The following is a 23592-nucleotide window of genomic DNA, read 5'->3' on the forward strand; positions in this document are numbered from 1 at the left end:
TTCGCAGGGCCTCTGACAATCCGGTGAAGTGAGGCCAAAGACATAAAAATGCACTTTGGAATTAAAAGTCGAAATGGCAGCTATGGGCTCGAAACAGGAATTCGTAGCAACTTGCTTGAACGTCCACTTTGCGGACTAAGCTGCCCTTAGCTGCGCTGCGGCACGTTTGCTTTGCTTGAACGACTGCTCAGCGGATAACGCGGACACGCCGCGTAAGAAAATATTCGATCAAACAGAGCGCATCGCCGCTTAGATGACAGTTCGGACATATCGCACATTTTTGTGTATGATGCCGCCGAGCCATACGCTCAAACAATTTCGGACAATATTTAATATGGAGACGATAGATGCAGCATTTGCATACCAAAGCCCGCAAAACTCTTGTCGCCTGTATTAGCTCGTTTTTTGTTTTCGCGCACGCAGTCTCAGCGGAGGCTAATTTCCAGACAACATGCAACCCAAAAGCGGACCAGGCTTTCAACGAAGGTCTGAATCTCATTCACAACATGATGTACATTCAAGCCGAAGAAGCGTTCAACAAAGCAGCGTCTGTGGATCCAACTTGTGCCATTGCACAGTGGGGCATCGCGATGTCGAACTTTCACCCTCTTTGGCCGGGCACTCCCAGTGAAGCCGAAACAGAGAGAGGGTCTGCTGCAGCGGAAAGACTCGCGTCAATGTCCTCCGAAAGCGCCGTTGAACAAGCATTGATCGACGCCGCTGTTGCTTTCTACGCCTCAAACCAGGAAGGCTACCGCGCTCAGCTTAAATCGTGGGCGGAGAAACAAGTGGCAGCTGCGGACCAACATGCAGACGACTTGGACGCCGCGGCGTTTGCGGCGCTGGCGCGCCTTGCAACGGCGCCGCGAGGGGCAGACGGAATCAAAGTAAAGTCGCAGGTGGGTGATACGCTCGACGCGCTTCATCAAAAGGCACCAGAACATCCTGGCGTCATTCACTACGCGATCCACGCCTATGACAATCCGCCACTCAAGGAGCGAGGCAGGCCGTACGCCGAGATTTACGATAAAACGGCTCCAAGCGCTCCACATGCGCTGCATATGCCCGCTCATATCTTTACACGAACAGGAGAATGGGAAAAATCAATTGATCTGAACAACCGGTCCGCTGAAGCAGCTCTTGAGCAATCAAAAGACGTGGTACAAAGCCATTATGCGCATGCGATCGACTACATGGTTTACGGCCACCTACAACTTGGGAATACAGACGAAGCTGCAGGGCTGGTCGATGAAATGCTCGCAATTCAAAATCATCAGGCCAGTTTCGGAAGCGCTTATGCGTTAGCGGCTGCACCCGTTCGGCTGCCTCTTGAGCAGGGACAATGGGACGTCGCGGCGGCACTGTCGCCTGAGATGCATCCGGTCATTCCATGGGAGAAATTTCCACAAACTGTAGCCATGCGGTGGTTCGCGATCGGTATCGGCGCGGCCCGTAGCGGTGATGTCGATACAGCGCAGAGCGCGCTTGCCGAGCTCAAGTCTTTGCACGCTGTGATGAAGGAGCGTGGGCAGGGCTATTGGGCGCAGTTGACCGAAGCACAGATCATGTCGGTGGAAGCCTGGATTGAACTGGCGGGTGGGGGCTCTGAGACCGCAGTTGCTAAGCAGGCAGCCGCGGCTGATCTCGAGGATAAGATTGGCAAAAGCCCGGTCACACCCGGACACGTCCTTCCGGCACGAGAACTTCTCGGGGACATGCTGATGGAGCTTGGAAAACCCAATGACGCTGCGGTCGCTTATCAGGCGACGCTGGATCTTTCTCCAAACAGAGCAAGAAGCCTCGCGGCACTTCAATAAGTGGCAACAACACACTTGGTCGTTGCTTTGTAGTTTTTGCAGCAGCATCGATCGATTTGGGCAAAAGCAGCCGCATAGCGATCATGGCCCGAACGACTGCCATGCGGACTAAGCTGCCGCTCGCGGCAACTGCGAAAAACAGCATCCCAATAGTAGCTTTGCGCTACCAGGAACGTCAGCTGCACAAAGTTATTTTGGTTTCATTTTGCGCTAGTAAGTTCCGTCGCCGCTTTCTTCCAATGGCATCTCGTATCCTGCTAGCCTTAAGCCCTCCATTATTCTTTCAATCAACTCATCGGGCATGCCTCTCGCGCGGTACGGCGCACGCGGATCCTTGTAAAAATTGGGAAACTTTGTCTTCAGCTTCGCCACAGTCTCTTCGGCCCTTTTTTTGTCCCCGTTGAGCGCATAGCAAGCAGCAAGACTGGCCAAAGTGTGGTGAGACGTGGCCCCCTTGGAAAGAGCCACGTTTATAGCTTCCTCGTAGTCGCCTTTGCTGATCGCATAGAGATGTTCGGCATTTCTGAAGCCGGGGTGTAATTTCGGGTTGAGCGCCCTTGCGCGTGCAATCCATTCGATGCCGTTTTCGAAGTCGCCCGAATAGGCCAGGAATATCCCCAGATCAGCCAGAATCCATGAGTCATTCGGGTTTAATTCGACGGCTTTCTGGGCGTATTTGTGGAACACGTCCATGCTTTCTCCCAGCAGGCGGCTCCGCACCGCCAATGAATAGTAGGCGTCCGGGTTGTCACGATCCGCAGCGATTGCATTTCTGGCGGCTTCCTCGCTGAGCTGCGCCCAGTTTGGATCGACATCGTAGGAGTTCTTATAGGAATCCAGATAGTTGTAGGCCAACCGTGACCAAGCCAGGGAAAACCCCGGTTCCTCCCTAACCGTGCGCAGAAGGCAGTCCCGCGCCCTGCGGTGTTCCGGCAACGCAAATGTTTGATAGAACCAGTGCGCCGTCATGTAACACTCGTAGGCGTCAAGGGTCTCCGGCGCTTTTTCCCGGATCAACTGGAGCATTTCCGTTTTGAACAAGGGCGCATCGCTTGATCCAACCAGCGAGGCGATCTTCCGCGCGATCTCAAGCTGCACATCCAGAACGCTCGCAAGGTTAAGGTCGCGTTCAAACGGCCCCGGCGCTTGAAGCTGCAAGCAGGTCCGAGCATCGATGAAAGTGGTCGTCACCCGTATTTTCTCGTTCGACCGCTGCACAGTTCCACCGAGGATGTAATCGGCACCGGTTTCATCTCTGATTTTTCTGCAATTGGCATTATCCCCAAATGCAACGCCCGTTTCAGGTGCCAGTACGAACAAGTTCGTAAACTTCGCAAGCAAAGCGTTGATGTCGCGGGTGAGACCATTGCTGAAGTATTCATCCGCCGGGTCGCCACTCACGTTTTCAAAAGGCAGGATCAAAATGCGCGGTCCGGTCGGCAGGGCTTGTTCCTGGTGTGAGGGATATAACTGGTACACAGCCAACGCGAGAACCACGGCAGCCACCGCCACCAGCGAGCCGACTTGACGCGCGCCCCAGCGTGACATTGGTTTCACAGATTTTTCGGCGGGCCAGGTCCAGATTTCGACGCTTTTCGTGATATTCTTCAGACTATGCACACCGGAATACCCGAACGTGGCATCCACCTTGCCCAAGACCTGATCTGCAACCGGTTTGGACATGATGACCCCATCCGGCGGCGCCAGCGCCTCAAGCCGCGCTGCAATATTTACACCATCACCCAGGAGGTTTCCGTCCTGATCCATCACATCGCCCAGATGCACACCGAAACGGAACCTCATCTGTCCGGCTTCCGGTTTTCCGGCATTACGCGCCTTCACTGCTTCCTGTGAACTCAACGCGGCCCGCACCGCTTCCACAGGGCTTGCGAAATCAGCAATCACGCTATCCCCGGCACTGCCAAAAATGCTCCCCTCGTGGCTCTCGATCTGGGCATCAATCAATGCTCGGCAGGCTGTCAGTTCTGCCAACGCGGCTTCTTCATCCTCGCCCATCAACCGGGAATATGCCACAGCATCCGCGACGAGGATGGTGGTCAATCGGCGATCCATCGTTGCCTCCCGGTGAACCGATAGTACACAACGCGCGCGCAGTTTTGTAGCGTGCAAATTATTGCACTGTTTTCCTTTGCCCGCGAAACGGTGCTGTCAGACGAATTCTAACCAGTCTCAGTTTGCCGCAGAAACCACGAACCTATCCGGAACAAAGTTGACGCCACTCGCTAAGAGCGGCAGCGCGGGTCAGCTTGAAGATGTCTCGGCTGGCGAGCGATCTTTCCTGGTTGAAGTGGTTGTAGACGGAGGAATGGACGGCGGAGAACTTCTGCAAACTTCGCATGCACCTGAAACGTTGCATGGCGCGTTCGCGTCGTCGGATAGGAAGGTGTGAATTCTCAACGCGGTTGTTGAGCCACCGGCCCGTCTGTTGTTTTTCGAGTGCACCCAGTTCTCTGAGCGCAGCCTTGTAGGACGCGAAGCGATCCGTCACGATCTTTTCTAAACAGCCATGGCGCTTCATCGATTTCTTGAGGAATTTCAGTGCTGCCTGCTTGTTTCGGCGTTTGGTGACAACGGCTTCCAGCACCTCACCTTCGTGATCAACGGCCCGCCAAAGATAATGCCGCTTGCCATTCACCTTCACGAAAACCTCGTCCACGTGCCACTTCCATTTGGAGAACGCACGCAGCTGCTGAACACGCTTCCGCCTTATCGCAGCAGCAAACATCGGGCCAGACCTGTTCCACCAATATCGGACGGTTTCGTGGCTCACCTCAATTCCCCGTTCCTGCAATACGTATTCCACGTTTCGAAGCGACAATGGGAAACGAACGTACAGCACTACAGCCAAACGAATGACCTCGGGGCTGGTTTAAAAGTATTTGAATGCGACTGTTTAATCATGAGCGGCGGCTACGAGAGCACCCTACCCGCCTCAACCCAAGTTCTTCTGACAAGACCGATCGCGGAAGTTCATAGTTGAAATAGATTTATCGCATTTGTTAAATTGACATCATGAATATAAATGCACTAGATCTGAACCTTCTCAAAGCTTTCGATGCCCTCTATCAGGAACGCCATGTGGGAAACGCCGGGGCGCGGATCGGGCTGGCGCAACCGTCGGTGAGCAACGCGCTCAACCGGTTGCGGGCACAATTTGATGATCCGTTGTTCCAGCGTAGCCCTGGCGGCATGATGCCGACCGAGCGCGCCGAGGAATTGGCCCCTCAAATCCGTCAGGCGCTGGACCTTGTCTCGAATATGCTGACACCGGCAGAGTTTGACCCGATGAAGTGTGACGCCCGGGTGACCATCGCCGCCGCAGATCTGGTTGTTTTGACACTTGCGCCGTCGGTGATGAAACACCTTGAACATGCCGCCCCAAATCTGCGGGTTAGTTTCGCACCTTTGGACAAGGCAAGTTCTCTGACAGAACTGGAGGACGAAGCCATCGATTTGGTAATCGGTCACTTCGGCCACCTGCCCGCACGGCTGCATCGCCGCCCGATCTTGAAGGATGGCTTTGTCTGCATTGCGCGGACCGATCATCCTTACGTGGGGCCTGATCTGACCCTGGACATGTTTCTAAAGGCCCGGCACGCGCTCATGACGTTGAGCCACGATTTTGAAGGCGAAGTAGATCGCACCCTGAAACGTCAGGGGTTACGTCGTAACGTCGTGATGACATGTGCGCAGTTCACGGCCTTGCCGTTTGTCATCGCGTCCTCCGACCTGATCGCAACCGTTCCCGCATCGCTTGGAGACATCGCCCAACGGGCCGGATGCGCGGTGCTGCCTTTGCCGATTGAGATGCCGCCGTGGCAATCAGAAATGATCTGGACACAGAAAAGCCAGGCCTCACCATTGGGAAGGTTCCTGGTCAAGGTGCTCGAACAAGCTGTCCCGCCCAACCGGCGACCGTAAAGTCATTGAGCTTGCGTACCCGTGCGGGCCAATGCGTCTGCGACGTCCAGCGGCCCTTTCCTCAACACCGCGTACGACAGCACTAAATCACACCCACGACCCAAAGCTAAAGGTTGCCAGAAACTACGGGTCGGATTTGAAGGTAGCACCCTGCGAAGGCGCAGATACCGAATTTGATCCGGTCAGACCTGTCAGTACGAAATCCGCTGTGCTCGGACTGCTTGCGAAAGGCAGGTCGTAAACAATCGCCAACCGGCTCAGGGCTTTGACATCCACGTCATGCGGCATTGGCGACATCGGATCGATGAAAAAGAACAGACCGTCCAGCCGGCCCTCGCAGATCATCGCGCCAAGCTGCTGATCGCCTCCCAACGGGCCGCTGTTCAGCGCGGTAACCTGAAGTTCGGGCAAGGCGGCGCTGATGCGGCCACCGGTGGTTCCGGTGGCGAACAACTGCGCCTGGCGCAACGTGTCAGCGTGGGACCGAGCCCATTCGACCATCAGGTCTTTCTTGGCGTCATGGGCAACCAGCGCCAGTTTCAGCGGTCTACCTGATGAATTGCTCGACATAACCCGCCCCCAAACCAACCTCTTCATAGTGATTACGGCACATGTCGATCTTGGTAAAGACGTCCTCGTAGCCCATGGTTTTGCCCCATGGGTCGACATAGAGCATCACGCCGTTGACCTGGAAATAGGTGATCATCTCGTCGACATCATCGGGCACAACCAGCGTGTGGGTTTCGCCCGGCGGCTCGAACACATAGCCGCCTTCCTGCGCCACCCAGTCATGTTCCAGATAGTGCCAGCGGCCTTTCAGAACAAAGCCGTGAACGGGCTGCGGATGCCGGTGCCGCGACAGAACACCGGATTTCCGCACCCGCAGCAGGTTCATCCAATATCCCTGCGACCGGTTCAGGCACAAAGGCCGGAACGAGACGTTTTCGGTTTGCGGTACCCAGACGCGCTCATCCTCGGCCACAGCGTCGGGAATGACGATCTCATCCTGCGCATCCTTGGGAAAAGGCAATTGGTAGGGCATTCTGGGATCGTCGTCCTGTCCTTGTACTGGCATCAGGTATTCTCCTCACATTGCAGAATAGCCGCCGTCCACGGGATAGACGGCTCCGGTCACGAAGGCGGCCTCATCCGACAGCAGCCACGCGGCCAGTGCCCCCACTTCCGCAGGTTTACCCCAGCGGTCCAGCGGCGTTCGGCTTAGGATCGGCCGGTTGCGGGCCGGATCGGCGCGCAGAGCCTCGGTCATTTCGGTTTCGATCCACCCCGGGGCAACCGCATTGACGCGTACGCCGTCTGCGGCCCATTTTCCGGCCAGCGCCTTGGTCAGTTGCGCCACCCCGCCCTTACTTGCGGAATAGGCCGGGACCAGAGGCCCTCCGAAATAGCTGAGCATCGAGGCCGTGTTCACGACCGCTCCGCCCGACGCGGCCAGCATGGGCTGCGCAGCCAGACAACAGCGCATGGTCCCGGTCAGGTTGATGTCGATCACCGTTTCAAAGGTCTCGATCTCGTATTCCGCACCGCGGGCCAGAACGCCTGCGCAATTGGCCAGTCCGTCGAGGCGCTCAATCTCTCCAAAGAACGCGGTTACGGCCTGAGTATCCCGCACATCCAATTGCGCGCAAATGTCGTCAGGGTGTTGCGCGGCATAGGCCGAAACCTCGTCAGCCCCGACGCCGGTTGCGGTGATACGCCATCCCTTGCGGCGCAACTCGCCCGCGATACCAGCGCCAATGCCGCGGGTTCCACCAATAACAACGGCGTGTTTCAAGGGTCAGTCTCCTTCCGCAAGAAACGCCTCGACCGCGTCTTTGCGAGGCATTGGGGCAACTGCACCGTACCCTTGGGTCGAAAGGGCGGCCGCGGCGTTGGCATAACGTGCGGCCTGAAACGGGTCATCACCCGCAACAATACGAGACAGGAAAGCACCGTCAAATGTGTCGCCCGCAGCCGTGGCATCCACCGCCTCGACCTGGCGGCCTTTGACCCGTTCACGTTTGTCGGGGGTTGCGACCAGAGTGCCCTCGGCCCCCAGCGTCAGCGCGACGATTTTAGCGCCCAGGTTCAGGTAGAAATCAGCAATGGCATCCGGGTCGGACAGGCCGGTCAGTTGCTCGGCGTCGTCCATCCCGGGCAGCGCGATGTCGCACTGCGCCATGGCAGCATGGGTCACGGCCCGCGCCCGCTCGATGGGCCAGAGCTTCAGCCGCAGGTTAGTATCGTAAGAGACCATACCCCCGGCCTCTTTCACCATCCGGATGGCGGCAAACACAGCATCTGCAGCGGTGTCGGAAATCGCTTGGCTGATGCCTGACACATGCAGGATCTTGACCGATTGCAGCGCGACCACCGGCAGATCATCCGGCCCCATCCGGCTGCTGGCGGACCCGGCGCGGAAATAGCTGAATTCATGCCCCTTCGCGCCGTGGGTCACGAAATACACGCCGGTATGGGCGTCCGAGACCTGACGCACGGTCGAGGTGTCAACGCCTTCGGCCTGCCACAACTCCATGAAGGAGTTGCCGAACGTATCCGCCCCAATATGCGTCACATATCCAACGGATGCCCCCTGTCGTGCAGCGGCGATGGCACAGTTCGAGGTATCGCCGCCATGTCCGGGCAGATAGTTCCCGTCGGGCTGCTGGTTGAACTCCAGCATCGGTTCGCCAAGGCACAGAATATCGGGGGTCATTGGTGTCTCATTTCCGAAAAAGGGGTCAGCCCCGAAAGGCTGACCAAGGTGTATGGGAGGATTATTCGGCCGTATAGCTTTGGCCGACACCCGGAATCTTCCAGATGCGGAAGTTCGGGATTTCGGGGTCTTCAAAGTTCATGTCGCCATCGACCCAGATATGCAGGTGGTTGGAGACCACATACATCGCGCCATCCGGGCCCCATGCCAGCGTGTCCGGCCAGTTCATTTCCGGGTGATAGACGAAACGGCTGACCTGACGGGTGGATTCATCGAATTTCATGATCCCGTCCAGCGACAGCGCGGTCATGTAGATATTGCCCGTGTTATCCGCGGTCATCCCGTCGGTGTTCGAGGGCAACACGGCGGCAACCTCAACCGCGTTTTCGATTACGGTTTCATTGGCTTCGAAATCGCGCAGGGCCTCGGTCGGCAGGCTATACAGGTGATTGCCGGTCAGGTTGGTCCAATAAAGCGTTTCCTTGTCGCCCGACAGCGCGATGCCATCGGCTCCGGTGCGCATCCCGCCGTTTTTCAGAACCGGGCGGTCGTCGATGTTGAAGAAAAAGTTCGGCTCGTCATTGGTGAAACGATGCTGATCCAGAATACGACGCACCGAGTTGGTGTTGCTGTCATAGACGATCAGACCACCATGCAGCGGGTCACAGAAAATGCCGCTGTCGGCGATATAGGCAAAACCGGTGTCATTATCGACGGCCAGATCGTTCAGGAAAGAGCATTGGCGGTCGGCCTCTTCTGCGGTGAAGATATAGCGCTGGATTTCCTTGTTCTCTTTCAGATCCCACAGCACCAGCTTTGCGTCGCCGTCTTCGAACGGAGGGCCAGCCACGTGGCCCTGATCAAGGATCCACATCACGTCGTTTCGGTCGATTTCAAAACCCAGCACGGCCTTCAGGCCATCGGGGTTCGACATGCTGTTCATGTCCTCAGACGGAAATGCCTCCAACTCCCACGTGTCGCCGTTCTTGACCAGCTTGGACAGGGACGAGGGGATCTCGGCCCCGCCCCAGCGCGCGGTTGAGACATAGATGTTGCCCTGACTGTCGACCTTGGCGCCCTGAATCAGCGCCTTGCCGAAAATTTCACTGCCCTCCCAGGCGGATTTTGTCGCCTCGTCCTTGACGGCATAGGGCAGACTGTTCCATTCCGCGACGACCTCGGGCCCGTTCGCGAGCGCCGGGGTGGCCAGAACGGCGGTAAGGGCCACCGTGTTGAGCATTCGTTTCAGCATGTATTCCTCCCTTGCTGAGCTCTGGTGTCCCGCAGGTTGTTGCGAGCAACCTGTGGGGCGTTTTAGCATTTTAGATGCGGCCGTATTTCGCCAGACCTTCGCGCAGCGAGCCGCTTTCGATGATCAGACGTGCCTGTTCGGCTTCGCGCTCATCAATCTCGCCCGCCATTTCCAAGATGGTTTCAGCATGCTCACGGGGAACCACAACCGCACCATCGATATCAGCCACGATGATGTCGCCGGGGTGGACAATCACACCGCCCGTGTCGACCTCTACATTCGATGCCAGCGTACGGACGCGACCCAAAGTGGTGCCCGGGTTAACGCAGCGGGAATAAACCGGGAAGTCGTAGTCGCGCTTGATCTCAACCAGATCGCGCACGCCACCGTCTAGAACGGCGCCTTCGTGTTTGTTGGCCACTGCACCAGCGGTCATCAGACCACCCCACAACGCCACATCGGTGGTGCCGTTGGTCGAAATCACGATGACCGAGCCGGCCTCGGATTCGTCGATGGCGTCCAGCGCGTGCTGCGGCGGCAGGAATTCGTCGGTGGGGCCTTCCAGAATTGTTACGGCCGGGCCGACGATCTTCTTTTCGTTGATACGGGGCTTGATCGAGGCGGGCAGAAAGCCGGTCTTGCCCGCAACCTTGTCCACGGCATCCGCGACAGATGCGGTGGCCACGTCGCGAAACCCGGCAACGAGTTCTTGGGTGTTCATGAGAGTATCCTCTTACGTTGGGAAGATTGAAAGGATGCGGCCGAGAGGGTCGCGTTGATTTCTGCGCGGGCCAGGCTGATGTGCCCGGCCTCAAGCGCCCGGGCGGGCAGCAGGTTTCCACCCATGCCGACGCAAAGCGCGCCGGCGTTCAGATAGGATTGCGCGGTGTCAGAAGACACGCCGCCGGTCGGCATCAGGGCGAGGCCGGGAAACACGGATTTGACCGCCTTCAGGAACCCGGGTCCTCCAGCAGCATCGGCCGGAAAAATCTTGATCAACGCGGCGCCGTTTTCCGCATGATGGTGAACCTCGCCCGGGGTCATTGCGCCGGGCAGATAGGGCACTTTTGCGGCCCGGACTTCCCGCGCGGCAGCATCGCTCCAACACGGAGAGACAACAAACTCAGCACCGGCCGCCAACACCTTGTCAGCCTGACCAGCGTCAAGAACTGTTCCGGCGCCGGTACAAATTTCAGGATAGCGTTGGCGCAGTTCGGCGATCAGGGCAGCGGCATCCGGAACCGTAGTGGTGATCTCCAATGCGCCAATTCCGGCCTCGGCCAGCAGGTCGCAGGCCGTCAAAGCGATCTCAGGGTCGCTGTGGCGGATCACCGGGACAATTTGCGCCGATCGTAGGGTGCTGACCAAATCTACCATTTGTTCACCCAATGATCGGGATGCTCATCGTTCAGAACCCTTACGACCTCGCGCGCCGCGCATCGCTGCAGCACCGCGACCGAGCGCTCGGAATACCAGGCGGCATGGTCCGAAACGATGGTGTTGCGGCTGTGCAGCAGCGGATTGTCCGGCGCGACCGGTTCCTGTTCGAACACATCGATACCGGCGCCGAAAACCCGCCCCTGGTTCAGGGCATCGGCCAGCGCCGTCTCGTCCACCAACCCACCGCGAGAGACGTTGATCACGACCGAGGTCGGCTTCATCAGCGTGATATGATCGGCGTCCAGAATATGCCGCGTCTCGGGTGTCAGCAGCGCGTGGAGGCTGATGACGTCAGCGGTCTTGCACAGGTCGGCTAGGTCAACTTTACGCACGTCCGCCGCATCCGCCGTATCGTCCGTCAGGTAGGGGTCGAACACCAGAACCGATGTGAACCCTAGCGCTCGGAATTTCTGTGCCGCCTGTAACCCGATCTTGCCGCAGCCGATCAAGCCCAGAGTGGCGTTTTCGCGACCAGGGATCAGGGCAGCTTGACCAATGCCCCACTGGCCCTGCCGCACCTCGCCGTCGCGGGACGGAATGCGCCGCTGCACCGCCAGATACAGGGCCAGCGCGTGTTCGCTCACTTCGGTTTCGGCGCCGTAATCGGGCACATTGGCAACATAAATCCCGCGCGACCGCGCGTAATCCAGATCGATATTGTCGACGCCCACCCCATAGCGGACGACGACTTTCAGGTTCGGGCAGGCATCGATCACCGCCGCATCCACGGTGCGTTCCCGCACCAGGATGGCGACCGGGTCCAGCGCCTGCAATGCCGGGACCGCCTCAGTCTCCGGTTTGACCGGCGCGATCTGAGCGCCCTGCGCCGCCAGCACCGAGGTTTCGGTGTCATAGGTGGCATAGCCGGGTTCAAGGATTGCTATGGTCTGGCGAGTCATGTGACGGTCCCTCGGCATGGGTTACTGGGCCTGGTAGGCCGCAACGGCGGCGTCGAGGCGGTTCGGCCAGTCTTCACCAATCTCGCTGACGATGAATTCGCGCACGGCGGGCTGGGCTGCGGCACGGAACTGGGCCTTCTGCTCGGGGCTGACAGGGATAACTTCCATGCCTTTTTCCGACAGGATCGTGGTCGCGTTTGCGTCCTGCGCGGCGGTCATGCCGCGGTGGATCGTCTTCGAAATCTCAACGCATTGTTCGACCGCTTTCTTCTCGTCATCGGTCAGGCTTTGGTAGAACATGTCCGACATCAGATAGGCGTGCCAACTGAACACATGCCCATCCAGCGAGACATATTTCTGGTGCTGGTAGAGCGAAGCGTTGACGATATTGGTCACGCCATTTTCCTGACCGTCCACAACGCCCTGCTGCAGCGCGCCGGGCAGTTCAGGCCACGGAACCGGGGTTGCCGAGGCACCCAGGCTTTCCACCAAAGTTACCCAGACCGGCGCGGTCATGACGCGCATTTTCAGGCCTTCCATATCGGCCGGCTCGGCCACGGGTTTGACGTTATTGGTAAAGTTGCGTACGCCGTTGTCGGCCACACCAAAGTTGCGGATGCCGGTCTGGGCCAACATGTCCTCGGCCAGCGCATCGCCAAATTCGCTGTCCATCACCGCCCAGGCCATGGCCTGATCGTCGAACAGGTAGGGCATCGCCAGAACCGAGAACGGCTTGTAGACGGCCGAGATCGGGCCATCATGAATAGCCGCCATCTGAACCGTGCCCAGTTGCAGACCCTCCATGATCTCGGAGCCGCCGCCCAGTTGCGAGGCCGGAAAGATCTGCACGTCGATCGATCCCGAGGTCTTGCCCTCGACACAGGCCTCGAAAGCCAGCGCGGCGGCGTGTTTGGGCGAGCTCAGGTCAGCGGCCTGAAAATGCGCGTATTTCAGTTCCTTGGCCGAGGCAGCGCCCGCCGCGGTCATCGCAACAACAGCCGTGGCCGTCATCAGTTTCGACATGGTTTTCATGAGGTTCCTCCCTTTCATGTCAGTTCGCAAATCCAAAGAAGTTGGGGATGAAGGTGCTGACGCTTGGCACGAGGATGACCAGCAAAAGCACAACGAGTTCAGCCAGCAGCAGCGGCAGCACCGCCTTTGAAAGCCGTTCGATTTTCAGCTGTCCGACAGTGGCGATCACAAACAGCACCGGGCCGACCGGGGGGGTGATCATGCCGATGGTCAGGTTCAGCACCAGCATCATGCCGAATTGCAGCGGGTCGATCCCGGCGGAATAGGCGATGGGGCCGAGGATCGGCGTCAGGATGATCAGCGCAGGCAGCGTGTCGATGAAGAACCCGCAGATCAGGGCAAAACCGGCCAGAATGAACAGGATGCCCAGACGGTTCTCGGTGATCTGAGTGATCAGTTTGGCCAGTTCCTGCGGTATCTGCAGGTAGGTCAGCAGCCAGGCAAAGATCGAGGCCATCGCCACGATCAGAAAGACCGAGGATGTCACCACCGCCGCCCGCACGAAGGCCGCATAAAGCGTGCGAAGGGTGAAGGCCCGCATAAGGAAACCCAGGAACAGCGCATAGGCCGAGGCCACGGCCCCCGCCTCGGTCGGGGTAAAGACGCCGAACAGGATGCCACCCAGAATGATCGCGGGCATGATCAGGGCCGGAATGGCCGACAGGGTTGCGCTGCGCAACTCGATCAGGGTCGCGCGATGCTCGCGCCCGCGATAGCCGTAGCGGGTCGACACGATATGGTTGGCAACGGCCAGCGCGACGCCCAGCAGAACACCCGGCACGATCCCGGCCAGAAACAGCCCCGCAACCGTCACGCCGTTGGTCGAGATCGCAAAGATCACCGCGAGAATGGATGGCGGGATGATCGGCCCAATAGTGGCCGTTGCGGCGGACAGGGCACCGGCATAGTTCTTTTCATACCCGGCCTCGCGCATCATCCGCATGACAATGGCCGAAGGCCCCGCCGCGTCCGCCAGCGCCGAGCCGCTGATCCCGGCAAACAGCATGGATACCAGGATGTTCACGTGACCCAACCCGCCCCGCACATGCCCGACCAGAGCATTGGCGAACCGCAGCAGAGCATTTGTCAAACCGCAGGCCGTCATCAGCTCGGACGCGAGGATAAAGAACGGCACCGCCATTAGGGGAAAGCTGTCGATCCCGGCAAACATGCGCTGGGTCGCCACAAGCGGGTTCAGCGAGCCGTCGATGAAGATTGCCGAAATCCCGGCAATACCCATGGTGAAGGCGACGGGAACGCCCAAAAACAGGGTGGCGAAAAACAGGATGATCAGGGTTTTTGCCATGACTCAGCCCTCGACCTTGTCGCCGTCCGGGCCATGCTCGAACTCCTGATTGACAAATCGTTTGGCGAAGAAGGCCAGCTGGATCAGGAACAACGCGCAGCCGATTGGGATCGCCAGATAGGGGATGCCCCGTGAAATGCCGGTGGACATGGTTTCTTTGTTCCAGCCGAATTCGACAAACCGGATGCCCAGCCAAAGCATCGTTGCCATGAAGCCGAACATGACGATGACGATGCCCCAGCGCAGCAGGCGGGCCAGAGCGTCCGGCAACAGGTCAGGAATGGTGGTGATCGCAACCAGCCGCCCTTCACGCAGGGCAAGGCCCGCACCGCAAAAGGCGCCGAGGATCATCAGATGTCGGGCGACCTCTTCCACCCAGGCAAAAGATGCGCCCAATCCGTACCGCCCGACCACATTGGCAAAGACGATTGCGAAAACCGCAGCCAGTGCCGCAGCGACCAGCGCCCGGTTCAGGGCAACAATCCATGTCTCCAGAAGTTGCAAAGACGCCCCTCCCAATGCCGTCTCTCGGTGAGAATCAAAACTGGCATACAGTATGCCAATATATCAACACTAACACATTGTATGCCAGAGACATCGCTGCTACTGTCGACCCGAGGAGAGCGACATGAGCCTATTCAACAGACCGAAATCATTGACGGAATTGGTGACAGAAAACCTGCGCGAACGGATCATCACAGGTGAATTCGAACTGGGTGAGCAATTGTCCGAAGCACGAATCGCCAAGAATCTTGAGGTCAGTCGCACCCCTGTCCGCGAAGCGATCAACCGGCTCGAGATGGAGGGGCTACTAGTCGTTGAGCCTCAAAGGGGGTCGTTCGTGTTCAATCTGGAACCCGAGGAACTGGCCAAGCTCTGCGATGCCCGTGTCTGCCTTGAGACGACCGCCCTGACGTCAGCTATTCAGGTGAACCCGCAAGCGCTTCATGCCGCGCTCAGCGCCTGCGTCGATCGGATGAAAGAGGCCCGCGGGGCCGGAAACGATGCAGAATACCTGTTTCAGGATACGATGTTCCACCAGTGTTTTTTCGACTGCGCCGACAATCGGTTCCTGAACGACGCCTATCAGACGATTGCATTGAAAATGGCGGCATTGCGCAGCCGGTTGGGCTATCACCCGGACCACATGGCAAAGTCCTTCAGGGAACATATTGAGCTGGTCCAATGCGTCGAACAGGGCGACATTGCCAAGGCGCTGGACATCCTGAAGCTTCATATAGACCGGAAAGAAGGGTCCTATTGGAGTGATGCGACACAGCCCGACGGAACAGGATCAGGATAACGTTCGGCCGGTTGAAAGACCGGCGGCGCGCAGCCACGCGATAGCCCCGGCGATACCGGGGCTATATCTGCCAATTGGATCTTGCTCCAAAGCGCGTTGCGTTCCGGCCAGATGATGTGCATCAAAACAGGCCCACAACCGAAGCCCATTTCAGCCCGATCGCCAAATACCCACTGACCTTTGGCTCATCCCCGCATGTCGGCGTCGTACAGAGGGTTGCCCAGCACTTCGGCATCGTAGAACGCGCCGAGGATTTCAACCTGCAGGTTTGTTCCGGGGATCGCGCATTCGGTGGTGACATATCCCATCGCTATCGATTTTCCCACGCGATGTCCGTAGCCCCCGGATGAGACATAGCCGACGGCCTTGCCGTCTTTAAGAATTGCCTCGTCGTTCGAAACATCGATGCCATCCACGTCGATTGTCATGGTGACAAGTTTGCGGGCGACGCCGTCCTCCTTGAACTTCAGCGTAGCCTCTTTGCCGACGAAGTCCTTCTTCCAGTTGATGAAGACATCTATGCCGGCTTCGACCGCGTTGAAGTCCGGGCGGAAATCGGTGGTCCACACACCCCAGCCTTTTTCTAGACGCAGCGACATTAGGGCACGCGCACCGTACCAGCGATAGCCCAGATCGGCTCCGGCCTCTTCGATCGCCTCGGCCAGACGCAACAGGTATTGCGGGCGGCAGTAAATCTCAAAGCCCAACTCGCCCGAGAACGAGATACGGTTCAGGATTACCGGCACACCGCCCACGAAGGTCTGGCGCAGATCGCGGAACTTCAGCGCGTCAGCGCTGACATCGTCGCGGGTGATGCGGGCCAACAGCTCGCGCGATTTCGGACCCGAAAGGGCGATGCCGTGCCAATCATCCGAGACGTTGGCATAGCTCACATCCGCAGGCAGGTCCTTTTCGAACCAGCGGCGGTGCGCCTCCTGCATCGCGCCCGAACCGAACAGCATGAAGTGCTCTTCACCCAGGCACGCAACGGTCAGGTCGCCATACAGACGGCCCTTTTCGGTCAGCATCGGGGTCAGCGCCAGACGGCCGGGTTTCGGGACGTATCCGGCAAGCGTCTTGTTGAGGTATTCACGCGCGCCCGCGCCCTTGAACTCGTGCTTGGCGAAGTTGGCGATCTCAATGCCACCGACGGCCTCTTGTACGGCTTTCACCTCGCGCGCGACATAGTCGTGCGAGCGGTTGCGCTCGAAGGTGGGCGTTTCATGCGCGTCTTCCGGATTGTCCGCGAACCACAAGGCGTTTTCCAGCCCAAAGCCCTGCCCCATCACGGCACCCTTTGCGACCAAACGGTCATAAAGCGCTGTGGTTTTCTGCATCCGGCCCTTGGGCAAGGTTTCGTTCGGGAAAGTCATCACGAAGCGACGCTCATAATTTTCCGAGGATTTGATGGTGCCCCAGTCGGGCGTCGCGAACTCGCCAAACCGCGCCACATCCATCGCCCAGACGTCGATCGAGGGCTCTCCGTCGATCATCCACTCAGCCATGGTCAGGCCTACACCGCCGCCCTGGCAAAAGCCCGCCATGACACCCACGGCGACCCAGTAGTTTTTCATGCCCGGCACCGGACCGATCATCGGGTTGCCATCAGGGCCAAACGTGAACGGCCCGTTGATCATGTCCTTGATGCCAGCTTCACCGATGGTCGGGATACGCTCGAACGACATTTCCAGACGGTCGGCGATGCGGTCGAGATCGGGTTGCAGCAACTCATGCCCGAAGTCCCAAGGCGTGCCGTCCACTTTCCACGGGGTCGACTTGGGCTCATAGGTGCCCAACAGCATGCCCTGACGCTCCTGACGGAAGTAAATATTGGCCTCATAGTCGATACCGGCCGGCAGACGGCCCGCTTCGCCCATGCTCTCCATACGTTCAGCGATCAGCGGGATTTTTTCGGTAATCAAATAGTGGTGCTCCATCGGCTGCACCGGCAGGTGGATGCCGGACATATGGCCAACTTCACGTGCCCACAGGCCACCGCAGTTCACGACCTGCTCGGCGTTGATCAAGCCTTTCGGGGTGATCAGATCCCAGCTGCCATCGGGGCGCTGCTTCATGTCTTTCACGCCACAATGGGTGAAGTATTGCGCGCCATGCACGCGGGCCGACTTGGCAAACGCATAGGTCGCGCCCGAGGGATCGAGGTCACCGTCCTGCTCGTCCCAGAGGGCTGCGTAATAATGCTTAGGGTCGATCAGCGGGTGACGCTCGGCAAGTTCCTTGGGGCTGATGAACTCCTGATGCAGACCCATGTAGCGCGCTTTCGAGCGTTCACGCTTGAGGTAATCATACCATTCCTTGGTCGAGGCCGCATAGAAACCGCCGGTGATATGCAGGCCGACCGAATGGCCCGAGGTCTCTTCGATCTCTTTATACAGATCAATGGTATAGCTCTGCAGGCGCGAGATGTTGGGGTCCGAGCTGATGGTGTGGATCTGACCGGCGGCGTGCCACGATGAACCGGACGTCAGCTCATCACGTTCCAGCAGGACGACGTCTTTCCAGCCAAACTTGGCCAGGTGAAACAGGATCGAACAGCCCACAACGCCACCGCCGATGACGACGACCTTGGCGTGGGACGGGAGCTTTTTGCCGGACGTGCTTTCGTCTTTTTGAATCTCAGGCATAGGTGGTCCTTCTTAGTTCAGGGGCAACCGGCGGAAGCGGCCGGGCATAGCGGGGTCATGGAAATGGTCCAGCGGTCCGTTTTGGACCAGATGGTTGTGCCAATAAGCAAGCGCATCGCGATCCAGCGTCACGCCGAGGCCGGGACCTTCGGGAACAGAAATCACGTTGTTTTTCTGACGGAAAGGCCCGCCTTCGATGACGTCGCCGATCTGCCAGCGGAACAGCGATTGCGACGGCTCGGAAATCCACGGCATCGCCGCGGACATGTGCAGGTATCCTGCAGTCGCGATCCCGGCGTCACCGGAATAGCACCAGAAGCCCACGCCCATCGCCTCACACGCACCAATAAAGCGCACGGCGCGGGACATCCCGCCCAGCACGGCAAAGTTGGTCACGATGTAATCCGGTGCCCTCAAGGCGACAGCCTTGCGGATATCCGGCACGTGGGTCGAGATCGGAATGGAGAAGTGACGGCGCAGTTCCGCCATTTCCTCGAACGTGGCAACCGGGTCTTCGTAGTTGCGGATGTTGTAAGGCTCTATCTCGCGGAAGACACGCATGGCAGTGGGCAGGCTCCACTGCATGTTGCTGTCCAGACGGATCATCGCCTCGCGGCCCAGGCCTTCGCGCAGGGCCTTAACCGTGTCGATCTCAAGCTCGGGGTTGCCGAGGATCAGCTTGCCTTCGAACATGGTGCTGCCGTGTTCTTCGCGCATGCGGATGCAATAATCGGCCACGGCCTCGGGGCTCATCTCACCGCCTTCGCGGAACCCGAAATATTCGGTGAAAGGGATTTCCTTGCGCACCGCACCGCCCAGCAGACGATACAGAGGTTCCCCGGCCACTTTGCCGCGCAGGTCCCACAGGGCAATTTCGATCGCACCAAAAGCTTTGACCACTGAACTGTCATCGGTGTTCTGAACGATCTGCCAAGGCGGGACGCACAGGCTTTCGCAGCCCGCAATATCCAGCGGATCAGCTCCGATCAAACGTTCGCCCATCGCACGGACCGTATCGACGACATCGACCGAGGGTGCTTCGCCCAGTCCGACAATACCCTGATCCGTCTCAACCTCGATAATGGTTTTCGAGGTGCCCGGGTAATGCCCGCCGGTCCACCACATCGGCTTTTCCAGCGGGATATTGACCGGGGTCGCCCGCAGGCCGGTGATCTTAATACCAGGCATCCGGGATCTCCTCTTTGCGGCGGGCAACATAGGCGGCCAGCTCTTCCTTTTTGGCCTCATCCATTGCGGGTGGCTGATATTCGTTCAGCATCTGGTTCCAGCGCTCATAGGCGCGGTGGCGCATGTCCTTCGATCCACCCTCTTCCCAGCTTTCGACATTCTCACTGTCGCTAAGCTTGGGCTCATAGAACGCAGTCTGATAATTGCGCATGGTGTGGGCGCAGCCTAGGAAGTGACCACCGGCTTCAACCTCTGCGTAAGCGTCGCGGGCAAAGGCCTCCTCGCTGGTGTCCAAACCCTGGCTCAGCACTTTCTGGTAGGAGCCCAACCGATCCGCATCCATGATCAGTTTTTCAAAGCCGGTGCACAGCCCGCCTTCGAGCCAACCGGCCGAATGCAGCACAAAATTCGCACCCGCAAGCATGGTTGAATGCATTGAATCCGCTGATTCATAAGCCGCCTGCGCGTCTTCGATCTTGGACGCAGTCAGCGAACCGCCACAACGCAACGGCAAACCGGCCCGGCGGGCAAGCTGACCAATGGCATAGTTCGACATCACCGGCTCGGGCATACCAAAGGTCGGCGCACCGGATTTCAGCGACATTGACGACAGAAAGTTGCCCAGTACAAATGGCGCACCGGGGCGCAGCAGTTGAACGTAGGCACAGACCATCATCGCCTCGGCCATGGCCTGAGCGACACTGGCTGCGGTGCTGACCGGACCCATGGCGCCGGACAGGATGAACGGAACAACGATCAAACCCTGACCGCGCGCCGAATAGACACGAGCCGACTCGGTGACCACCCGGTCCACCAGCAGTGGAGAGTTCGTGTTCACGTTGCCCATGATCACGCAATTGTCTTCCATGAAATCCGCACCAAAGACGATCTCGGCCATCTCAACGCTGTCTTGCGCGCGGCTCATCTCGGTGATCGCGCCCAGATGCGGTTTATCGCTCAGCGTCATATGCGCGAACATCATGTCCAGATGGCGCTTGCTGACCGGAACGTCACAGGGCTCGCAGGTTACAAACCCGCCGTGATGCAGGTTCGGGTGCATATAGGTCAGCTTGACCAGCTTCTCGAACGACTCGATATCGCCATAGCGGCGCCCGCCTTCCAGATCGCGCACAAAGGGCGCGCCATAGACCGGGGCAAAGACCTGATTGCCCTCCCCGATCACCACTGAACGCTCAGGGTTGCGCGCGACCTGTTCGAAACTTTTGGGCGCCTTTGAACACAAATCGCGTATCCAACTGGCGTCGGCGTGCACAATGTCACCATTGATTTGAGCACCCTCACGACGCCATAATTCCAGCGCCTCGGGGTCATCGCGGAACGCGATCCCCACATTCTCGAATATCCAGTCGACCTGCGCCTCAAGTCGGTTCAGATCCTCGTCGTTCAGAGGGTCAAAATAGGCCAAACTGCGCTGGATATAGGGGGATGCCGGAACCGAACCCGGTTCTGAACCGCGGGACCGGGATTGACGTGTGCGCCGAGCCATTACGAGTCACTCCAATGTTTCGCGTGATACTATCCCCACGAAAACAGCGTTGTGACGCTTGAAAAATTGTATGATTTGCATAAACACAAATTATGCAAGAACTCTGGAAACAACTGGGGTCTCCCCGCCATCTGGTCGTCTTCGAGGCCGCCGCCCGTCTGCAATCTTTCACGCAAGCGGCGCAAGAGCTCAACGTGCAGCAACCGGCGGTCAGTGCTTCAATTAAGCAGCTTGAAACATCGCTTGGTGTTGTGCTGTTTCGGCGCAGCCATCGCCGGATCACTTTGACAAATGCGGGAACTCGTCTGTTTGCCGACGTCACCCGCGCCTTCGAGATGCTGTCACATTCCGCCACCTCGATCCGGCAGTTTGCCAGCAATGATCACGTCACGCTCAGCGCCTCTTCGGCGTTCAACAACTACTGGCTTGTGCCCCGTATCGCGTCTTTTCAGCATAACCACCCTGATATCGACCTGCGCCTGCAGTCCAGTGACCGGGAACCGGACCTGACCGTTGAAACAATCAGCCTTGCAGTGCGGCTAGGCGATGGCAACTGGCCAGACTGCGAGGCGCGACTGATATCGGACGAGGTGATCTATCCCGTCGCCTCGCCCCGCGTCATGGCTGCGGCAGTGACCCTCCGCAGTGTGCCGGGCCTGCTGAACCAACGTCTCATTCATCTGGAAGAACCCATCCGCGAACGCCCCTCGTGGGATCAATGGTTCCGCGAGTTTGGCATCACCGAGGTCACGCCCCGTAGTGGTCTGCGCCTGAACGATTATGCCCTGGTTCTGCAGGCGACAATGGCGGGCGAAGGGTTTGCCTTCGGCTGGCACCACATTGTCGGCCCATTGGTTCAGCAAGGTATCCTGGCGGCGCGGCCGGAATGGACGTGGAGAACCGGAAAGGGGTTTTATCTGGTATGGTCCAAGTCCCGCCCCCTGACGCCAGAGGCCGAGATTGTCCGCGATTGGATTCTGTCCGCCCGGGCCGTCGACTGAAGCCGCTATCCGGCATCCGCAAGGCATTCATCCGCAAAGGGCTGCGCCACCGCAGGCCAGAACGGCAGTTTGCGTTTGGTCAGTGCTAGGTTGTGGAACGCCGGCTGGGTGCCGCCGGGGCTGGCAACCTGCAGGATGTGATCCGAGATTTGGCTGAACGGGCCGTAGAAGTGGAACAGGGACTTCACCGCCACCACCGATTTCTCGGCCAGCCGGATACCGATCTGCTCAAAGGCTTCAGGGTGGTAGACCTGAACGCGCAGGTCGTTGACCAGCAGGTCGATATCGCCCTCCAGGCGCAACCAGACCACGGTGCCCATGGGTTCAAGACCGGTGCCAAGATGCTGACCCAGGCCCGTCTGAATGTTCATAACCTGTGCGGCCAGGTCGATCGGGTCGCCCGAAACCACAGCCGTTTTTCCACCAAGCCGAAGCGTCAGCCTGCTGCCGATGCCCGCGTCCTGACAAATACGCACCACTCCGGGATCCCAGAACAGACCGCTGGCAAAATTCGTCATTCCGTGCGCCATCATGGCATTCAGCAAGTGGGTAGCATCGCCCGGCGCACCGCCGCCGGAATTGTCACCCATATCCGCCAGGACACACAGCCCGGAACGCGTGCCAACCTGTTCAAGCGCCTCGGAGATTGGCAGATACCGCGTGGTCACCTCGTAGCGCTGATCAAAGAAGCGCCGGCCCAACTCCTCGGCGAGTTGCGCGGCCAGATGTGGTTGGTCATCTGTAATAACCAGCATCCGCGCGCCAACATCTTCGACATCTGCCCAAGGAAATCCGTGACTCAGTGAAACCGACAGCACGCCGGGTCCGAGCTGAGCCGCGGCCATCTCGGCCACAAAATCTTTCATCGCCCCGGCTTTGGTCAGATAGAGGTTCACCATACGGGTATCAAAATACGCCATCTTAGGCGTGATCTCGCCCGCATGTGCCCGCTGGGCCAGATCGAACAACTCGACCGCACATGCCGTAGCATCGTCGTGCGGGTATTCGCGGAAATGCACAATCAGATCGCTGGCTTGCAGCATCTTGTCCGTCAGGTGCGAATGCAGGTCCAGTGAAACGCCAATCGTTGCCTCCGGGCAAAGAACTCGAGCGCGGGCAAGAATGTCGCCCTCGCAATCCTCGATATGTTCGGCCACCATCGCGCCGTGAAGTTGCAGCAGGATAATATCTGCACCGCCACATTCTGCCAGATCAGACAGAATCTCACCGCTCAGCGCGTCATAACAACTGCGCGTGGTCGGCCCGGCGGGCTCCGCTACAGCGGTCAGGCTTTCGATGACCTGCCAGCCCAGAGCTTCGGCCTTATCACGCCACACATGCAGTGCCTCGGTCATTAGGTTTGGCGGCTCTTGGGTCGCCGTACCATGGCGCAGGAAATAATCCTCAAAACCTGACATCGCGGTCGGCATGGTGCAAAACGTGTTTGTCTCGGTCGACAAAGTGGCAATGAAAAGTTTCATGAATTTCCTGTCCCCAACACGTCAGAGGACGACTGCAAGAGCCATCCTCTGATCCCTGGCGATGTT

21 protein-coding genes are annotated in these 23592 nt (G+C 58.6%); 4 read left to right on the top strand and 17 right to left on the bottom strand.

Features of this window, described 5'->3' with window-relative positions:
• The first annotated feature begins 347 nt into the window (after positions 1-347).
• Entirely contained in the window at positions 348-1817 is a 1470-nt protein-coding gene (locus ACR0ER_RS22840; protein WP_480770856.1) for a tetratricopeptide repeat protein, read from the top strand.
• Positions 1818-2027: 210 nt separating this feature from the next.
• Here the strand turns inward: ACR0ER_RS22840 and ACR0ER_RS22845 are convergent, their stop codons facing one another.
• Complete coding sequence (locus tag ACR0ER_RS22845; RefSeq protein ID WP_480770857.1) at positions 2028-3890, bottom strand: adenylate/guanylate cyclase domain-containing protein; 1863 nt, start codon at positions 3888-3890, stop codon at positions 2028-2030.
• A gap of 142 nt (positions 3891-4032) precedes the next feature.
• On the bottom strand, positions 4033-4692 hold the full coding sequence (locus tag ACR0ER_RS22850) for an IS6 family transposase (protein ID WP_480770883.1): 660 nt from the start codon (positions 4690-4692) through the stop codon (positions 4033-4035).
• Between the two features lie 158 nt (positions 4693-4850).
• Here ACR0ER_RS22850 and ACR0ER_RS22855 point away from each other — a divergent pair, with 158 nt between their 5' ends.
• Entirely contained in the window at positions 4851-5759 is a 909-nt protein-coding gene (locus ACR0ER_RS22855; RefSeq protein ID WP_480770858.1) for a LysR family transcriptional regulator, read from the top strand.
• A 123-nt stretch (positions 5760-5882) separates the two neighbouring features.
• On the opposite strand, the gene ACR0ER_RS22860 is transcribed toward ACR0ER_RS22855, so the two are convergent.
• The 11 genes from ACR0ER_RS22860 to ACR0ER_RS22910 form a co-directional block, all read right to left on the bottom strand.
• On the bottom strand, positions 5883-6329 hold the full coding sequence (locus ACR0ER_RS22860; protein WP_480770859.1) for a methylglyoxal synthase: 447 nt from the start codon (positions 6327-6329) through the stop codon (positions 5883-5885).
• On the bottom strand, positions 6307-6834 hold the full coding sequence (locus ACR0ER_RS22865) for a 2,4'-dihydroxyacetophenone dioxygenase family protein (protein WP_480770860.1): 528 nt from the start codon (positions 6832-6834) through the stop codon (positions 6307-6309). The genes ACR0ER_RS22860 and ACR0ER_RS22865 overlap by 23 nt, the downstream gene beginning before the upstream one ends.
• 12 nt (positions 6835-6846) lie before the next feature.
• The gene (locus ACR0ER_RS22870) at positions 6847-7551 is read right to left on the bottom strand and encodes an SDR family NAD(P)-dependent oxidoreductase (protein WP_480770861.1); all 705 of its coding nucleotides are present in this window, start codon (positions 7549-7551) and stop codon (positions 6847-6849) included.
• A gap of 3 nt (positions 7552-7554) precedes the next feature.
• Positions 7555-8472 carry a sugar kinase gene (locus ACR0ER_RS22875; RefSeq protein ID WP_480770862.1) on the bottom strand — a complete coding sequence of 306 codons (918 nt, stop codon included), beginning with the start codon at positions 8470-8472 and terminating at the stop codon, positions 7555-7557.
• Between the two features lie 61 nt (positions 8473-8533).
• Entirely contained in the window at positions 8534-9724 is a 1191-nt protein-coding gene (locus ACR0ER_RS22880; protein WP_480770863.1) for an L-dopachrome tautomerase-related protein, read from the bottom strand.
• Between the two features lie 70 nt (positions 9725-9794).
• Entirely contained in the window at positions 9795-10445 is a 651-nt protein-coding gene (locus tag ACR0ER_RS22885) for an RraA family protein (RefSeq protein ID WP_480770864.1), read from the bottom strand.
• A complete protein-coding gene (locus tag ACR0ER_RS22890; protein WP_480770865.1) occupies positions 10442-11101 on the bottom strand; it encodes a bifunctional 4-hydroxy-2-oxoglutarate aldolase/2-dehydro-3-deoxy-phosphogluconate aldolase in 660 nt (219 codons plus the stop codon). Before ACR0ER_RS22890 ends, ACR0ER_RS22885 begins: the two co-directional genes overlap by 4 nt.
• Positions 11095-12063, bottom strand: coding sequence for a C-terminal binding protein (locus tag ACR0ER_RS22895; protein WP_480770866.1), 969 nt, complete (start codon positions 12061-12063; stop codon positions 11095-11097). Before ACR0ER_RS22895 ends, ACR0ER_RS22890 begins: the two co-directional genes overlap by 7 nt.
• Before the next feature lie 21 nt (positions 12064-12084).
• Positions 12085-13095 (bottom strand): DctP family TRAP transporter solute-binding subunit, encoded by a 1011-nt coding sequence (locus tag ACR0ER_RS22900; RefSeq protein WP_480770867.1) that lies wholly within the window; start codon positions 13093-13095, stop codon positions 12085-12087.
• 19 nt (positions 13096-13114) lie between these two features.
• Positions 13115-14401 (bottom strand): TRAP transporter large permease, encoded by a 1287-nt coding sequence (locus ACR0ER_RS22905; RefSeq protein WP_480770868.1) that lies wholly within the window; start codon positions 14399-14401, stop codon positions 13115-13117.
• A 3-nt stretch (positions 14402-14404) separates the two neighbouring features.
• The gene (locus tag ACR0ER_RS22910) at positions 14405-14905 is read right to left on the bottom strand and encodes a TRAP transporter small permease (protein ID WP_480770869.1); all 501 of its coding nucleotides are present in this window, start codon (positions 14903-14905) and stop codon (positions 14405-14407) included.
• Positions 14906-15029: 124 nt separating this feature from the next.
• On the opposite strand from ACR0ER_RS22910, the gene ACR0ER_RS22915 reads away from it, so the two are divergent.
• Positions 15030-15704: a GntR family transcriptional regulator gene (locus ACR0ER_RS22915; protein ID WP_170336168.1), complete on the top strand. Its 675-nt coding sequence runs from the start codon at positions 15030-15032 to the stop codon at positions 15702-15704.
• 185 nt (positions 15705-15889) lie between these two features.
• Here the strand turns inward: ACR0ER_RS22915 and ACR0ER_RS22920 are convergent, their stop codons facing one another.
• From ACR0ER_RS22920 to ACR0ER_RS22930, 3 genes are read right to left on the bottom strand one after another with little or no spacing between them, the layout of a single operon-like run.
• Entirely contained in the window at positions 15890-18349 is a 2460-nt protein-coding gene (locus ACR0ER_RS22920; RefSeq protein WP_480770870.1) for a GcvT family protein, read from the bottom strand.
• A gap of 12 nt (positions 18350-18361) precedes the next feature.
• Positions 18362-19537: a mandelate racemase/muconate lactonizing enzyme family protein gene (locus ACR0ER_RS22925; RefSeq protein ID WP_480770871.1), complete on the bottom strand. Its 1176-nt coding sequence runs from the start codon at positions 19535-19537 to the stop codon at positions 18362-18364.
• Complete coding sequence (locus ACR0ER_RS22930; RefSeq protein ID WP_480770872.1) at positions 19524-21044, bottom strand: trimethylamine methyltransferase family protein; 1521 nt, start codon at positions 21042-21044, stop codon at positions 19524-19526. Before ACR0ER_RS22930 ends, ACR0ER_RS22925 begins: the two co-directional genes overlap by 14 nt.
• Positions 21045-21136: 92 nt before the next feature.
• Between ACR0ER_RS22930 and ACR0ER_RS22935 the strand changes: the two genes are divergently transcribed.
• Complete coding sequence (locus ACR0ER_RS22935; protein WP_480770873.1) at positions 21137-22045, top strand: LysR substrate-binding domain-containing protein; 909 nt, start codon at positions 21137-21139, stop codon at positions 22043-22045.
• 5 nt (positions 22046-22050) lie between these two features.
• Here the strand turns inward: ACR0ER_RS22935 and ACR0ER_RS22940 are convergent, their stop codons facing one another.
• Positions 22051-23526: a M81 family metallopeptidase gene (locus ACR0ER_RS22940; protein ID WP_480770874.1), complete on the bottom strand. Its 1476-nt coding sequence runs from the start codon at positions 23524-23526 to the stop codon at positions 22051-22053.
• Positions 23527-23592 lie beyond the last annotated feature (66 nt).

Source organism: Ruegeria sp. CH8 (assembly GCF_056536985.1).

Bases quoted from the DNA above. Each gene is read 5' to 3' on its own strand.
- ACR0ER_RS22925 (WP_480770871.1), bottom strand. From the start codon at position 19,537: ATGCCTGGTATTAAGATCACCGGCCTGCGGGCGACCCCGGTCAATATC.
- ACR0ER_RS22860 (WP_480770859.1), bottom strand. From the start codon at position 6,329: ATGTCGAGCAATTCATCAGGTAGACCGCTGAAACTGGCGCTGGTTGCC.
- ACR0ER_RS22855 (WP_480770858.1), top strand. From the start codon at position 4,851: ATGAATATAAATGCACTAGATCTGAACCTTCTCAAAGCTTTCGATGCC.
- ACR0ER_RS22895 (WP_480770866.1), bottom strand. From the start codon at position 12,063: ATGACTCGCCAGACCATAGCAATCCTTGAACCCGGCTATGCCACCTAT.
- ACR0ER_RS22915 (WP_170336168.1), top strand. From the start codon at position 15,030: ATGAGCCTATTCAACAGACCGAAATCATTGACGGAATTGGTGACAGAA.
- ACR0ER_RS22840 (WP_480770856.1), top strand. From the start codon at position 348: ATGCAGCATTTGCATACCAAAGCCCGCAAAACTCTTGTCGCCTGTATT.
- ACR0ER_RS22885 (WP_480770864.1), bottom strand. From the start codon at position 10,445: ATGAACACCCAAGAACTCGTTGCCGGGTTTCGCGACGTGGCCACCGCA.
- ACR0ER_RS22865 (WP_480770860.1), bottom strand. From the start codon at position 6,834: ATGCCAGTACAAGGACAGGACGACGATCCCAGAATGCCCTACCAATTG.
- ACR0ER_RS22875 (WP_480770862.1), bottom strand. From the start codon at position 8,472: ATGACCCCCGATATTCTGTGCCTTGGCGAACCGATGCTGGAGTTCAAC.
- ACR0ER_RS22905 (WP_480770868.1), bottom strand. From the start codon at position 14,401: ATGGCAAAAACCCTGATCATCCTGTTTTTCGCCACCCTGTTTTTGGGC.
- ACR0ER_RS22940 (WP_480770874.1), bottom strand. From the start codon at position 23,526: ATGAAACTTTTCATTGCCACTTTGTCGACCGAGACAAACACGTTTTGC.
- ACR0ER_RS22930 (WP_480770872.1), bottom strand. From the start codon at position 21,044: ATGGCTCGGCGCACACGTCAATCCCGGTCCCGCGGTTCAGAACCGGGT.
- ACR0ER_RS22845 (WP_480770857.1), bottom strand. From the start codon at position 3,890: ATGGATCGCCGATTGACCACCATCCTCGTCGCGGATGCTGTGGCATAT.
- ACR0ER_RS22890 (WP_480770865.1), bottom strand. From the start codon at position 11,101: ATGGTAGATTTGGTCAGCACCCTACGATCGGCGCAAATTGTCCCGGTG.
- ACR0ER_RS22935 (WP_480770873.1), top strand. From the start codon at position 21,137: ATGCAAGAACTCTGGAAACAACTGGGGTCTCCCCGCCATCTGGTCGTC.
- ACR0ER_RS22900 (WP_480770867.1), bottom strand. From the start codon at position 13,095: ATGAAAACCATGTCGAAACTGATGACGGCCACGGCTGTTGTTGCGATG.
- ACR0ER_RS22920 (WP_480770870.1), bottom strand. From the start codon at position 18,349: ATGCCTGAGATTCAAAAAGACGAAAGCACGTCCGGCAAAAAGCTCCCG.
- ACR0ER_RS22880 (WP_480770863.1), bottom strand. From the start codon at position 9,724: ATGCTGAAACGAATGCTCAACACGGTGGCCCTTACCGCCGTTCTGGCC.